9 protein-coding genes are annotated in these 14076 nt (G+C 70.4%); 5 read left to right on the top strand and 4 right to left on the bottom strand.

Annotated features, from left to right (window positions below):
- Position 1: 1 nt before the first annotated feature.
- Both AC099J_RS29245 and AC099J_RS29240 read right to left on the bottom strand, forming a co-directional pair.
- Positions 2-724, bottom strand: a complete 723-nt coding sequence (locus AC099J_RS29245; protein WP_479618836.1) for a hypothetical protein — start codon at positions 722-724, stop codon at positions 2-4.
- 18 nt (positions 725-742) lie between these two features.
- Positions 743-2275 (bottom strand): methyl-accepting chemotaxis protein, encoded by a 1533-nt coding sequence (locus tag AC099J_RS29240; protein ID WP_479618835.1) that lies wholly within the window; start codon positions 2273-2275, stop codon positions 743-745.
- Positions 2276-2503: 228 nt separating this feature from the next.
- Here AC099J_RS29240 and mutS point away from each other — a divergent pair, with 228 nt between their 5' ends.
- The 5 genes from mutS to AC099J_RS29215 all read left to right on the top strand — a co-directional run bounded on the left by mutS (position 2504) and on the right by AC099J_RS29215 (position 11666).
- Positions 2504-5305 carry a DNA mismatch repair protein MutS gene (gene mutS / locus AC099J_RS29235; protein WP_479618834.1) on the top strand — a complete coding sequence of 934 codons (2802 nt, stop codon included), beginning with the start codon at positions 2504-2506 and terminating at the stop codon, positions 5303-5305.
- A complete protein-coding gene (locus tag AC099J_RS29230; protein WP_479618833.1) occupies positions 5302-6129 on the top strand; it encodes a proteasome-type protease in 828 nt (275 codons plus the stop codon). Before mutS ends, AC099J_RS29230 begins: the two co-directional genes overlap by 4 nt.
- Entirely contained in the window at positions 6129-6995 is an 867-nt protein-coding gene (locus tag AC099J_RS29225; protein WP_479618832.1) for an alpha/beta fold hydrolase, read from the top strand. Before AC099J_RS29230 ends, AC099J_RS29225 begins: the two co-directional genes overlap by 1 nt.
- A gap of 198 nt (positions 6996-7193) precedes the next feature.
- Positions 7194-8177 (top strand): hypothetical protein, encoded by a 984-nt coding sequence (locus tag AC099J_RS29220; RefSeq protein WP_479618831.1) that lies wholly within the window; start codon positions 7194-7196, stop codon positions 8175-8177.
- Between the two features lie 51 nt (positions 8178-8228).
- Positions 8229-11666, top strand: a complete 3438-nt coding sequence (locus tag AC099J_RS29215; RefSeq protein WP_479618830.1) for a hybrid sensor histidine kinase/response regulator — start codon at positions 8229-8231, stop codon at positions 11664-11666.
- A 131-nt stretch (positions 11667-11797) separates the two neighbouring features.
- On the opposite strand, the gene AC099J_RS29210 is transcribed toward AC099J_RS29215, so the two are convergent.
- Both AC099J_RS29210 and AC099J_RS29205 read right to left on the bottom strand, forming a co-directional pair.
- Complete coding sequence (locus AC099J_RS29210) at positions 11798-12982, bottom strand: MFS transporter (protein ID WP_479618829.1); 1185 nt, start codon at positions 12980-12982, stop codon at positions 11798-11800.
- Between the two features lie 195 nt (positions 12983-13177).
- Positions 13178-14011 (bottom strand): IclR family transcriptional regulator, encoded by an 834-nt coding sequence (locus AC099J_RS29205; RefSeq protein WP_479618828.1) that lies wholly within the window; start codon positions 14009-14011, stop codon positions 13178-13180.
- Between the last annotated feature and the right edge of the window lie 65 nt (positions 14012-14076).

Below are 14076 nucleotides of genomic sequence, written 5' to 3'. Positions count from 1 at the left end.
GTCAGAACCCCAGCCGCAGGCCCACGCTGAACACCGTCTTGCGCTCCGAGCGGCCCAGCGTGCCGTCCAGCTGCAGGTTCTTCACCAACTCGCGGCGCAGGCCCATCTGCCACGTAGGCTTGCCGTGCTGCTGGCCGAAGACCTCGACATGCGCGGTCATGTCACCGAGTTCGAACTCCTTGGCCAGGCCCCAGGACTTCAGCGTGCCACCGCCGTCGGGCCGGCTGGCACCCAGGTTGATGTGCAGCGGGCCGCCGTCCACGTTGCAGGTGAACAGGCCGACCAGGTAGTTCGCATCCTGGCTCACGCGGTGCAAGTGCGCGCGCCCGACCACTGCGCCGAAGTTGCAGCCGCCTTCGCGCGAGGGCGTCAGCCGCATCTTCAGCTGCAGGGAGGTGGCGGTCTCGGGGCCCGAAAAGTTGCGCTCGACGGCGGCGCCCAGCTCCAGCCAGTCGAGCACGCCGACACCCAGCGCCGTGGTCCACAGCCGGTCACGGCTGGCCGGGCGCGCGTACCAACTCTCGACCTGGCCGCCGCCGACATCGGCGACGTCGGCATCGTCCACCGTCAGCGGCCGGCCGGCCCAGGCGCTGCCGGCCAGGCCCAGCCCCAACAGGCCCACGGCGACAGCGCCGCGCAGCCGCGCGGCCGACCCCCAGCCGAACACGGCTGCTGCGCGCGCGCCTGCGCCGAAGGCAGGCTTGCACCGATACGTTTTGTTCATGCGTGACTCCTCAGCCTCTCAAGCTCTCAGGCGGAACACCGCCACAGATGCGACCAGGGCCTGCGCCTGGGTCTTCAGGCTCGTGGCCGCGGCGGCCATCTGCTCCACCAGCGCGGCGTTCTGCTGGGTCGACTGGTCCATCTGCGACACCGCATGGCCGACCTGCGTGACACCGTCGGCCTGCCCGGCACTGGCTGCGCTGATCTCGCCCATGATGTTGGTGACGTGGCGGATGGCGGTCACCACCTCGCTCATCGTCGTGCCGGCCCGGTCGACCAGCCCGACGCCGTGCTCGACCCGCTGCACGCTGGACTCGATCAGCGACTTGATCTGCTTGGCCGCCTCGGCCGAGCGCACCGCCAGGCTGCGCACTTCGGAGGCCACCACCGCAAAGCCGCGGCCCTGTTCGCCGGCCCGCGCGGCCTCGACCGCGGCATTCAGCGCCAGGATGTTGGTCTGGAAGGCAATGCTGTCGATGACGCCGGTGATGTCGGCGATCTTGCGCGATGCGTCTGCGATGTCGCGCATCGTCTGCACCACCTGGCCGACCACGTCGCCGCCCTGGGCCGCCACATCACTGGCGCGCGCCGCCAGCGTGTTGGCCTGGCGCGCGTTGTCCGCGTTCTGCGTGACGGTGGAGTTGAGCTGCTCCATCGAGGCGGCCGTCTGCTGCAGCGCGCTGGCCTGCTGCTCGGTGCGGGCCGACAGATCGTGGTTGCCCTGGGCGATCTGCAAACTGGCGGTGGAGACGCTCTCGGCATTGCGCTGGACGGCGCGCACGATGTCACCGATGCGCGCCTGCATGCGGCCCATCGCGTCCAGCAGCTGGCGCGTCTCGTCGTTGCCCACCGGGTGCACCGATGCCGTCAGGTCGCCCTGCGCCAGCTGGTCGGCCACGTGCACCGCATCGGACATCGGGCCGGCCAGCTGTTGCGACAGCCACAGCGCTGCCGACAGCACCAGCACAGCGGCCAGCCCCAGCGCCACGGCTACCTGCCACTGCGCCTGCGCCACCTCCTGGCTGGCATGCGCGTTCACCACGTCGCCATGCTTGCCGATGGCGTCCGCCTGGTCGGCCATCTGCTTCTCCAGCGCAGCGAACGCCTGTTGGAACGCCGGCACGGCTGCCAGCGCGGCCGCCTGGTCGCTGCCCGCCAGGGACAGGATGCGCGCTGCGCTGTCGGTGTAGGCGGCCACGACCGGTGGCACGCGCGCCACGATGGGTTTGATGTCCTGCGGCAGCGGCAGGGCCTGCAAGCGGCCCAGCGCTTCGCCGAAGGTGTCGGTGTGCTCCTTGAGACCGGCGCGCGCCTCCGCAATTTGCGCCTCGTTGCGGGACTGCGCGCCGAGCAGCGCCAGCAGCACATCGCCGCGCACTGCATCGTGCATCATGTCGGCCTCCTGGCTGGCCTGCAGCGCCTGCCCCAGGGCCAGGGAATCGTCGATGTTGACGGCCAGGCGGCTCACGTGGAAGAGCCCGATGCCCCCCACCAGCCCAGCCAGAAGGACTGCGACGATGCCCAGTCCCACCACCTGATGGCGCAGTTTCATGCAAACCCCTTGATTGCCCGGTCGATCCGCCGAAGCCGCGCATTTCACCAGACTGGCATGAAAAAAACCATCCATCCGACGGCCAATTGGTGCCGTCGCTTATTCAAGTCGGGCGCGCGCAACAATCGCTGTTCCGATCCCAGCGCTGGACCCGGCGAAAATTGCCGTCCGCCGTCCCGCTGGCCTCCCCCCTTTCGATCGCGCCGCGCGCGCAAGCACTCCCACCCCATGGACCTGAGCACTGTCGACGTTTCTGACCACACGCCGATGATGGCGCAGTACATCGCCATTAAGAACGAGCACCCCACCACGCTGGTGCTCTACCGCATGGGCGATTTCTATGAGTTGTTCTATAGCGACGCCGAGCGCGCGGCCGACCTGCTGGGCATCACGCTGACGCGGCGTGGCCAGTCGGCCGGGCAGCCGGTGGTGATGTGCGGCATCCCCTTCCACGCGCTGGAGGGTTACCTTGCCAAGTTGATCCGGCTGGGCGAATCGGTCGCCATCTGCGAGCAGGTGGGCGAGGTGACGGGCAAGGGCCCGGTTGCCCGCAAGGTGGTGCGCGTGGTCACGCCCGGCACGCTGACCGATGCCTCTCTACTGGCGGACAAGACCGAATCGGTGCTGCTGGCGCTGCACCCCGGGCCGCGCCAGAGCTGCGGGCTGGCCTGGCTCAGCCTCACGCAGTCCGAACTGCACCTGGCCGAATGCCGCATCGACGACCTGCCAGCCTGGCTGGTGCGCATCGCCCCCAGCGAGCTGCTGCTCTCCGCCGAGGTGCCCGAGGCATTGGAGGCGAAGCTCAAGGCGTTGCGCCTGGCCGCGCCGCAGGGCGGGCCGCTGGCGTTTGCGACGCGGCCGGCCTGGCAGTTCGACAGTGCACTGGGCCAACGCAAGCTGTGCGAACAGTTGCGCGTGGCCAGCCTGGCGGCCTGGCATGCAGACGCACTGCCCCAGGCCCATGCGGCCGCAGCGGCGCTGCTGGCCTTTGCCGAACACACGCAGGGCCAGGCGCTGTCGCACCTGCAGGCCATCCGCGTGGCGCGTGCCGATGCCGCCATCGAGCTGCCGCCCAGCACGCGCCGCAACCTGGAGCTGGTGCAGACGCTGCGCGGCGAGGACAGTCCCACGCTGTTCTCGCTGCTGGACACCTGCATGACCGGCATGGGCAGCCGCCTGCTCAAGCGCTGGCTGCTGGAGCCGCAACGCGACCGCGCCGAAGCGCAGGCCCGGCTGCTGGCGACCACGGCGCTGCGCGAGACGGGCGGCCCGGCAGCCTGGAACCGGCTGCGCGAGCAGCTCAAGGGCACCAGCGACGTGGAGCGCATCAGCGCGCGCATCGCGCTGTACCAGGTGCGCCCGCGCGAGCTGGTGGCGCTGCGGCTGGCGCTGGACAAAGCACTGCAGCTGGCCGGTGCGGTGTCGGGCGCCGTCTCGGGCACCGTCCCGGGCACTGTCTCGGGCACTGTTGCCGGCACGAACTCGGACGCGATCTCGCAGGAGTTGTCGGGCGCCGCTTTCGGTGGCGTATCCGGCGCTGCCGACAGCAGCCACGCGGGCGACCTGCTGGCCGCCATCGCCACCGACCTGCAGCCGCCAGAGGGCTGCGCCGCGCTGCTGGCCGCCGCCCTCATGGAAGAGCCCGCCGCCATGGTGCGCGACGGCGGCGTGATCGCCACCGGCATGGACGCCGAGCTGGATGAGCTGCGCGCCATCCAGACCAACTGCGACGCCTTCCTGCTCGACCTGGAAACCCGCGAGCGTGTGCGCAGCGGCATCGCCAACCTGCGCGTGCAGTTCAACAAGGTGCACGGCTTCTACATCGAAGTGACGCAGGGCGCGCTGGACAAAGTGCCGGCCGACTACCGCCGCCGCCAGACACTGAAGAACGCCGAGCGCTTCATCACGCCGGAGCTGAAGGCGTTCGAGGACAAGGCGCTGTCGGCGCAGGAGCGCGCGCTGGCGCGCGAGAAGTGGCTGTTCGACCGCCTGCTGGCGCAGCTGCAGGCCTTCGTGCCCGCCCTGTCGCGCCTGGCCCAGGCCATGGCCACGCTGGACGTGCTGGCCGCCTTTGCCGAACGCTCGCTGACGCTGAACTGGTGCACGCCGCAGTTCGCCAAGGAGCCCTGCATCGCCATCGACGGCGGGCGCCATCCGGTGGTCGAGGCGCGGCTGGCCGAGACCTCGCAGACGCCCTTCATCGCCAACGACACGCAGCTCTCGGTGCGCCAGCGCATGCAGGTCATCACCGGCCCCAACATGGGCGGCAAGTCGACCTACATGCGCCAGGTGGCGCTGATCGTGCTGCTGGCCAGCATCGGCAGCCACGTGCCGGCGCGCGGTTGCCGGCTGGGCCCGATCGACGCGATCCACACGCGCATCGGCGCCTCGGACGACCTGGCCAACGCGCAGTCCACCTTCATGGTGGAGATGACGGAGGCGGCGCAGATCCTGCACGGCGCGACCAGACACAGCCTGGTGCTGATGGACGAGATCGGCCGCGGCACGTCCACCTTCGACGGGCTGGCGCTGGCCTCTGGCATCGCCGCGCAGCTGCATGACCGCACGCAGGCGTTCACGCTGTTTGCCACGCACTACTTCGAGCTGACGGAGTTTCCGGCCAAGCACCACGCGGCGCAGAACGTGCATGTGAGCGCGGCCGAAGCGGCCGGCGACATCGTCTTTCTGCACGAGATCCAGGCCGGGCCGGCCAGCCGCAGCTACGGCATCCAGGTGGCGCGGCTGGCCGGCATGCCGGCCGCCGTCGTCAACCATGCCCGTCACACCCTGGAGGCGCTGGAGCAGCAGGCCAGCGCCAGCCGTGCGCAGATCGACCTGTTCGCGCCGCCGCCCGAGGCCCTGGCCACAGGACCCGGCCCCGTAGAATCCGCCCTGGCCCGCATCGATCCGGACGCGCTGACCCCGCGCGAAGCACTCGACGCGTTGTACCGACTCAAACACATTGCTCGCCGCGAGCAGGCCGCCGCGGCCTCGGCGCCCGAAGAATCCCCCTCAAGCACCCTTTTATGACCTACTGCGTCGCCATCAAACTCAACGCCGGCCTGGTGTTCCTGTCCGACTCACGCACCAACGCCGGCCTGGACCAGATCGGCACCTTCCGCAAGATGATCGTGTATGAGCGCCCCGACGACCGCTTCATGGTGCTGCTGTCGGCCGGCAACCTGAGCATCTCGCAATCGGTGCGCGAGATCCTGCAGGTCGAGCGACTGAAGGAATACGACGACAGCGAGCCCATCACGATCTGGAACGCACGCAGCATGTTCGACGCCGCGCGCGTGCTGGGCGCGGCCGTGCGCCATGTGTACGAACGCGACGCCGTGGCGCTGCGCCAGTCGGGCGTGGAGTTCAACGCCTCGATGATCTTCGGCGGCCAGATCAAGGGCGAAGGCATGCGCCTGTTCCAGGTCTACTCGGCCGGCAACTTCATCGAAGCCACGCCCGAGACGCCGTACTTCCAGATCGGCGAATCCAAGTACGGCAAGCCGGTGCTGGACCGCGTGATCACGCCCTTCACGCCGCTGGACGAGGCCGCCAAGTGCGCGCTGGTGTCGATGGATTCGACGCTCAAGTCCAACCTCTCGGTGGGCCTGCCGCTGGACCTGGTGGTCTACGGCGCCGACGACCTGCAGACCAACAAGGTGGTGTGCATCGACGAGCACAACCCCTACTTCCGCATGCTGCACGGCAGCTGGGGCCAAAAGCTGCGCGAGGTGTTCGACAGCATCGAAGACCCGCTGTGGGCCGGCGGCCCCACCGCCGTGCCGCTGATGGTGGACACCGGCGCCGGCAAGCAGCTGCGCAAGATCACGACGCCTGACGAGCGCCTGATCTGATGGCCACCGCCCGCGCCGCCGGTGGCGAAAACGGGCTGGTCGTCTTCTCGCACGCCAACAGCTTTCCGGCCTCGACCTACAGGGTGATGTTCGACAGCCTGCGCAGGCGCGGCTTCCTCGTGGAGGCGATCGAGAAATTCGGACATGCGCCCGAGTACCCCGTCACCAACAACTGGCCGCAGCTGGTGCAGCAGCTGGTGGATTTTGCGACCGAGCAGACGCAGCGCCATGGCCAGAAGGCCTGGCTGGTCGGCCATTCGCTGGGCGGCTTCCTGAGCGTGATGGCGGCCGCGCGCGTGCCGGCGCTGGCGCGTGGCGTGTTGCTGATCGACTCGCCGGTGGTGGGCGGCTGGCGCGCCACCACGCTGGGCATGTTCAAGCGCACGCAGCTGGTCGGCTCGGTCTCGCCCGGGCGCATCAGCCGCGCGCGGCGTAACCACTGGCCCGACGCGGCCACGGCGCTGGAGCACTTTCGCCACAAGAAGCCGTTCGCCAAGTGGGATGCGCAGGTGCTGGCCGACTACATCGCACACGCCACGCACGACGACGGCGAAGGCGCGCAGACGCGGCGCGTGCTGAGCTTCGACCGCGATGTCGAGACTGCCATCTACAACACCCTGCCGGACAACCTGGACCGTCTGCTGCGCCGCCACCCGTTGAAGTGCCCGGTCGCCTTCCTCGGCGGGCGCGACTCGGCCGAGATGCGCCAGGTCGGCATGGCCATGACGGCGCGGTTGATCGGCGCCGACGGCCGCGGCGACCCGGGCCGCGTGATGATGCTGGACGGCAGCCACCTGTTCCCGATGGAGCGGCCGGTGGCGACGGCGGCGGCGATCGAGGCGTCGCTGGTGAACCTGCGCGGCTGAGCGCGGCGCGGAGCGCTGCTGAGCGCGGGCGGCGTCGAGCACCAGCCGGAGCAGCCCGGTCGCGGAAATGACGGACACCGCTGTCCGCCGACGCTAACATCCTGTCAACAATTCGTGACATTCGACCGAGCCCCAGGAAACTCGTTCATGCGCCACTCGCCCCCGCACGTTTGCCGGCAGTGCACCCGTCCCGGCCGAATGCAGCCCGGCGCCCGCACTGCCCCCCCGGGCCCCGGCTGGCGCACCAGTGGCTGGCTGACTGCGCTGACGCTGGCGCTCCTGACCGTCTGGGCCGCACCGCCTGCCCTGGCCCAGGCACCCCCCACACAGGCGCCCCTGCTGCTCGTGCTGCATTCCGAACACAGCGGCTTTCCGTTCGTGGACGCCATGAACCGAGGAATGCTGGCGGCCGTGCGCGCAGCTGGCCGCAGCACGGCGGACGTGCACGTGGAGAACCTGGACTTCGCGCGCAACCCCAGCTCGGCGCACCGCGACACCATGACGCAGCTGCTGCGCCAGCGTCTGCAGGGCAAGAACGTGGCGGCCATCTTCGCCCAGGGCAATCTGGCGCTGGACTACGTGCTGCGCGATGACGTGGGCCTGTTTGCCGGCGCCGTGTTGCTGACGCAGGTGTCCCAATTCAAGCAGGCGCACCTGCTGGACGGACGCCAGATGATCCACATGCCCTGGCGCCTGGACTACAGCGGCACGCTGGAGATGGCACTGCGCGGCCTGCCCGGCACACGACGCGCCATCGTCATCGTCGGCGGCAGCCCGATGGACGCGAGCTTCGTGGCCGAGGCCCGCGCCGACATGGCGCCGTTCGCCAGCCGCGTGCAGCTCCAGTACACCGACACGATGCCCTACGAGGAGATGCTGGAGCTGGTGCGCACGGCCAGTGACGACACCATCGTGGTGCTGAATCCGTATTTCGGCGACAACGCAGGCAAGCGCATGATCCCGATCGAGGTCGCCCAGCGCATCGCGCAGACCAGCCGTCGGCCGATCTTCATCACGGGCGATCCATTTCTGCGCTTGCCGGTCGTGGGGGGTTCGTTGCTGGACCTCGAGCAGTTTGGCCAGCGGCTGGGCGAGGTGGCCATCAGCTCGCTCAACGGCAGCTTGAAGCTCGATACAGCGGTGACCACCTACCCGCCGCGCTACGTGCCGATGTTCAACTGACCACAACTGCAGCGCTGGGGCATCGACCCCGCCCTGCTGCCCCCCAACAGTGTGCTGCAGCACCGACCCCCCACGCTGTGGGAGCAATACCACCAGCAGGTGATCGGCGTTGCCGTGGCGTTCGTGCTGATGGCGCTGCTGGTGCTGGCGCTGACGCTGCAAAGCCGCAAGCGCCAGCTGGCCGAGCAGGCCGCACAGGCCAGCGAGGCGCGTGCACGCACGCTCATCGATGTGGCGCCGGAGGCCATCATGACCTTCGATGCCGACACCCGCCGCCTCGTCGACGCCAATGCCAACGCGCTGCAGTTGTTCGGCTGCAGCCGCGAGGCGTTGCTGCAAAGCGACCCCGCAGACTGGTACCGCGCCGAACAACCCGACGCCACCTGGGACACGCTGATGGAGCGCGCCATGGCCGGCGATGTCGTGGCGGCCGAGCACACCGTGGTGCGGCCCTCGGACGGCGACGAGATCCAGTGCGACTTGCGCCTCGTCAGGCTGCCCTATGCCGGCCAGCACATCGTGCGGGCCACGATGACCGACATCACCACGCGCAAGACCATCGAATCGGCCCTGTACTTCGCGGCCCAGCGCGATGACGCGGGTCACGCCGACCACGCAGCATTCGCCCGCGACCTGGCGCACTTCCTGTGCAACGCCTTGAAGCTCGACCACGCGCTGCTGCTGCGCCGCCTGGACGACGGCGCGTTGCAGGTGCTGGGCGCCGTGGCGGACGGCCAGCCCCTGGTGCTGGACGCGGACGAAGCCGCCACCTTGCTGGACGGCGCTGGCTCTGCCCGCGACGGCATGCGCGTGACCGCCCAGGAGGCTTGCGCCCAGATGCCGGGCGTGGCCCTGCTGGCGGCGTGGCAGGCGCAATGCCACGTCTGCGTGTCGCTGTGGAATGCGCAGGGCCAGGCCATCGGCTCCATCGTCGCCACTGGCCGCAGGGCCTTGTCGCATCCCGAGCGCGCCCGGTCCGTGCTGCAGGTGGTGGCCGTTCGTGCCGTCCAGGAGCTCGAAGGCATGCGGGTTGCGACCGCACTGCAGCGCCACCAGGAGGATCTGGAGCGCGAGGTGAGCCTGCGCACCGCCGAGTTGGCCCTGTCCAATGAACACCTGGCCGCCGCGCGTGATGTGGCGGAGGCCGGCACGCGCGCCAAGAGCGACTTCCTGGCCAACATGAGCCACGAGATCCGAACACCCATGAACGCCATCATCGGCATGTCACACCTGGCGCTGCGCACCGAGCTGACGCCTCGCCAGAGCGACTACCTGGAGAAGATCCAGCAGTCCGGCCAGCATCTGCTGGGCATCCTGAACGACATCCTGGACTTCTCCAAGGTCGAGGCCGGCAAGCTGGACATCGAACGCACGCCGTTCGAGCTCGACGGCATGATGGCCACCGTCTCCGGCGTGGTCGCCGACAAGGCCCTGGCCAAGCACCTGGAGCTGGTGTTCGACGTGGCGGCCGACGTGCCGCAGCGGCTGATCGGCGATCCGCTGCGCCTGGGCCAGATCCTCATCAACTACGTCAACAACGCGATCAAGTTCACCGAGCAGGGCGAGGTTGGCATCACCGTGCGTGTGGACAGCTTCCACAGGCCCGAGCCCGGTGGCGCCTTTGCCGGCCCGCAGGCGACGCTGCGTTTCGAAGTGCGGGACACCGGGATCGGGTTGTCGCAGGAACAGATGGGCCGGCTGTTCCGCAGCTTCGAGCAGGCCGACACCTCCACCACCCGGCGCTATGGCGGCACCGGCCTGGGCCTGGCCATCAGCAAGCAGCTGGCCACGCTCATGGGGGGCGAAGTCGGCGTGCACAGCGAACTGGGCCAAGGCTCGACCTTCTGGTTCACGGCCAGGCTCGCGCTGGACGAGCGCCGCGCGCCGCCACGCGCGCCCGCGGTTGATCTGCGTGGCCGCCGCGCCCTGGTGGTGGACGACAACGCGCATGCGGCCACGGTGCTCGGCCAGATGCTGGAGCACATGTCGCTGCAGGTGCGCATCGTGCACTCCGGTGCGCAGGCGATCGCCGCGGCCGAGGAGGCAGCGGGCGCCGGCCAGCCCTTCGACTTCGCGATGCTCGACTGGCGCATGCCGGGCCTCGATGGCCTGGAAACGGCGGCCGGCATTCGGGCGCTGGACCTGGACGCACCGCCGCAGATCGTGGTCGTCACCGCCTACGGGCGCGACGAGATTTTGCGGGGCGCCCAGCAGGCGGGCATCGAGCACCTCTTGCTCAAGCCGGTCAGCGCATCCGTGCTGCTGGACACGATGATGCGCGCCAGCCACGCGAGTCAGCCGGTAGCGTCCGCACCAGCGCTCACGCCCGAGCGGCGCGGCCGCGGCGCGGCTCTGGACGCGCTGCGCAGAATGCGCGGAGCGCGCGTGCTGCTGGTCGAAGACAACGATCTGAACCAGCAGGTGGCCAGCGAACTGCTGCGCGATGCCGGCTTCGTCGTCGACATCGCCGAAAACGGCCGCGTGGCCCTGGACATGGTAGAGGCGCAGACCGGGCAGCCGCCCTACGACGTGGTGCTGATGGACATGCAGATGCCGGTGATGGACGGGGTGACCGCCACGCGCACGCTGCGCCAGGACCCGCGCCACGACGCCATGCCCATCCTGGCGATGACGGCCAACGCCATGCAGGCCGACCGCCAGCGCTGCATCGACGCCGGCATGCAGGACTACATCTCCAAACCCATCGAGCCCGATGCGCTGTGGCAGGCCCTGGCCCGCTGGCTCAAGCCGCAGCCTGGCGCAGCAGCGGCAGCGGCGGTGGCAGCAACAGCGCCGCTGCCACCTGCCGAGCCCGAGGCGTCAGGGCCGGGCCTGACCCCCGTCGACGGGCTGGACATGCAGGCCGGCCTGAAGCGCGCGCTGGGCCGCGAAAGCCTGTACCGGCAGTTGCTGACCAAGTTCGTGCGTGGTCAGCGCGAGGTTCCGGCCGCCATCGACCAAGCCCTGCAGACGGGAGACGCTCTCACGGCAGAGCGGCTGGCACACACGCTCAAGGGCGTGGCCGGCACGATCGGCGCAACGCAACTGCAGCAAGTCGCTGCCGAGCTGGAACTGGGCGTTCGGATGCAGGCGCCGCGCGAGCGGATCAACGCCAGCCTGGCCGAGATGGGCCTTCGGCTGCACGCGCTGGTGGCCGCCCTGCTGCCGCAACTGGAGACGGTGCCTGCGCCTGCCGAGCCCAACGCCGCGGCAGATGCGGCGCCGAATGCAGCGCCGAATGCAGTGCCGAATGCAGCGCGGAATGGAGTGCCGACTGCAGCACCCAATGCAGCACCCAATGAAGCGTCCGACGCGCAGGTGCTGCACCGCCTGACCGCGCTGCTGGCCCAGGACGATCCCGAGGCCGCAGAGCTGTTGGCGGCGCACGAGCCGTTGCTGCGCCAGCAGTTGGGGTCGCGCTACGAGGGCGTGGCGGCAGCCATCGCGGACTACGATTTCGAGGCCGCCGCGGCGGCATTGGCGCGCTGAGAGAAACCACCCTCGGTCTCCGCGCTGCGCCGCATGGCCGTGGAAAGCTGACTGCCGGCGCGCGGGCGTCGCTGCAGCCCGGCGCTCACCGCCCCCCGTGATGGCATCCACGCGGGGCTGCGCGCGAACCTCTACCGTGCGCCGCCCTGCAACACCACCGCCAACCGCGCCAGCGCGGCAAACGCCGTCAACGCCAGCAGCGCCGACAGCCACAGCGCACCGGCGCCCCAGCGCTCCACGGCCAGGCCGAACAGGAATGGCGCGCCTGCCTGCACGACGCGGGCAGGCAGCGTCAGCAGGCCCTGGCGCCGGCCGTAGCCCGTGGCGCCGAAGATCAGCAGCGGCAGCGTGCCGACGGCGATCGTCAGGATGCCGTTGCCCAGGCCGTGCAGCACCGCGAACACGCTGGCCAGCGCAGGCCCGGCGAGCAGCAGGCACAGCGCGGCCAGCGGATGCGCCAGCGTCGCCAGCCGGGCCGACAGCAGCGGATGCGCGCGTCGCAGCCAGGCAAATTCGATGATGCGGCCGGCCACCTGCGCCGGGCCGACCAGCGCCGCCACGCCCACGGCGGCGGCCAGTGTCGCGCCGCTGGCCAGCAGCAGGCGCGGCAGGTGCGCGGCCATCGCCGTGCTGATGAACCAGGCCACGGCGAAGACATAGGCCATCAACACGGCAGCCTGGCGTTGCTGTGCGGCATCGAGACCAGCGCCGGCATCTGCAGTCGCGGTGGCCGCTGCAGCGCCCGGAGGCCCCGCCGGGTCGGCCCGGGGCACCCAGGCATTCAGCGGCACGCCGATCACCACATGCAGCGCGGCCCACGCCAGGCAGGCGGCACGCCAGCCCTCGGTGGTCTCCAGCCAGGCCGACAGCGGCCAGCCGACCGTGCTGGCCAGGCCGGCGAACAAGGTGATGCCGGTGATGGCGACGCGCGCATCCCGGCCATGCAGCCGCACGACGGTGGCGAACGCGGCTTCGTACAGGCCGCTGCCCATGGCCACGCCCATCAGCGCCCAGGCTGCGAACAGTTGCACCGGCCCACGCGCCAGGCCGAGCGCGACCAGCGCCGCTGCGAACACGAAGTTGCTGCCCACCAGCACCGGCCGGCCACCGACCCGGTCGATGGCGCGGCCGGCCCAGGGGCCGACGGCGGCGCTGACCAGCAGCGCCAGCGAGAACGCGGCAAACACGGTGGATGTGGCGATGCCCAACTCCGCCGCCATGGGCGCCGCCAGCACGGCCGGAAGGTAGTAGGACGAGGCCCAGGCGAGAGTCTGGGCCAGGCCGAGCTTCACGGTGGTGGCGGTGCGGGCCTGCATGGTGCGGGCGCGATCAGCGGCAGGCAGCCACGGTTGGTGACGACGGCGGCGTCAGCAACGGGTGCGACGCAACGGCTGGCACGTCGATGGGGGCAGCGTAGCGGCGGCCACGTCGACGGCTGCGGCGCAGCGGCCGGCACGGCGACGGACGCGGCGCAGCAGCCGGACACGTCACGGCGGCGGACACGGCCGCGGTCACAGCTCGCTGACAGACAGCGAGGGCGTCTGCGCGATCTGCGCCGACACGGCCGCGCAGGCCGCCAGCAGCGGCGCGACGTAGGCTTGCTCCGGGTCCGGCTTCTGGCGGAACAGCAGTGTGGTGACGCTGATCGCAGCCACCGGCTTGCCCTGCGCGCCGCGCACGACGGCGCCGAAGCAGAACACGCCGGCCTCGTGCTCTTCGCGATCGGTGGACCAGCCGCGCGCGGCCGTCCGCTCGAGCTCGGCCTGCAGCGCGGCGCGCTCGGTCAGCGTGTGCTCGGTGTGGCGCGCGAGCGGCAGGCCCTTGAGCGCGGCGGCGCGCTCGCGCGCCGGCAGCGCCGCCAGCCAGGCCTTGCCGACGGCGGTGACGTGCAGCGGCACGTTGCTGCCGATGCGCGAACTCATGCGCACGGCGGACGGGCTTTCCAGCTTCTCGATGAAGACCATGCCCTGGCCGTTGGGCACGGCCAGGTGCACGGTCTCGCCGGTGAGGTCGCGCAGGCGCTTGAGTGCGTCCATGGCCGCCAGCCGCAGGTCGGAGCGGCCCCAGCTGCGGCTGGCCAGCTGGATCAGGCGCGGGCCCAAGGTCAGCAGGTGGGTGTGCGGGTCTTCCAGCAGCAGCCGCTCGGCCAGCAGGCCGGCCACGATGCGGTGCACCGTAGGCCGCGGGTAGCCGGTGGCATGCATCAGCGCGGTGACGTTGGGCGCCTGCTCGGCATCGGCCACCAGTTGCAGCACGCGCATGAACTTGCCGAAGGCCTGGGTGCCGGCCACCTGGGGCGCGGCGGCTTCGTCGTCGTCGTGAAGATCGGGTGGGGGAGCAGGCATGCGGCGGCGACTATGAGACCGACCGAACTGCCCTGTGCCCATGCGAGACAGAGGGCACGCAACGC

The sequence above is a fragment of the Rhodoferax sp. RT4P68 genome (genome assembly GCF_056521305.1).
This window is presented reverse-complemented; position numbering and strand designations above follow the sequence as displayed.

Coding starts and splice junctions, on each gene's coding strand:
- AC099J_RS29210 (WP_479618829.1), bottom strand. CDS start 12,982: ATGCAGGCCCGCACCGCCACCACCGTGAAGCTCGGCCTGGCCCAGACT.
- AC099J_RS29220 (WP_479618831.1), top strand. CDS start 7,194: ATGCAGCCCGGCGCCCGCACTGCCCCCCCGGGCCCCGGCTGGCGCACC.
- AC099J_RS29230 (WP_479618833.1), top strand. CDS start 5,302: ATGACCTACTGCGTCGCCATCAAACTCAACGCCGGCCTGGTGTTCCTG.
- mutS (WP_479618834.1), top strand. CDS start 2,504: ATGGACCTGAGCACTGTCGACGTTTCTGACCACACGCCGATGATGGCG.
- AC099J_RS29245 (WP_479618836.1), bottom strand. CDS start 724: ATGAACAAAACGTATCGGTGCAAGCCTGCCTTCGGCGCAGGCGCGCGC.
- AC099J_RS29205 (WP_479618828.1), bottom strand. CDS start 14,011: ATGCCTGCTCCCCCACCCGATCTTCACGACGACGACGAAGCCGCCGCG.
- AC099J_RS29240 (WP_479618835.1), bottom strand. CDS start 2,275: ATGAAACTGCGCCATCAGGTGGTGGGACTGGGCATCGTCGCAGTCCTT.
- AC099J_RS29225 (WP_479618832.1), top strand. CDS start 6,129: ATGGCCACCGCCCGCGCCGCCGGTGGCGAAAACGGGCTGGTCGTCTTC.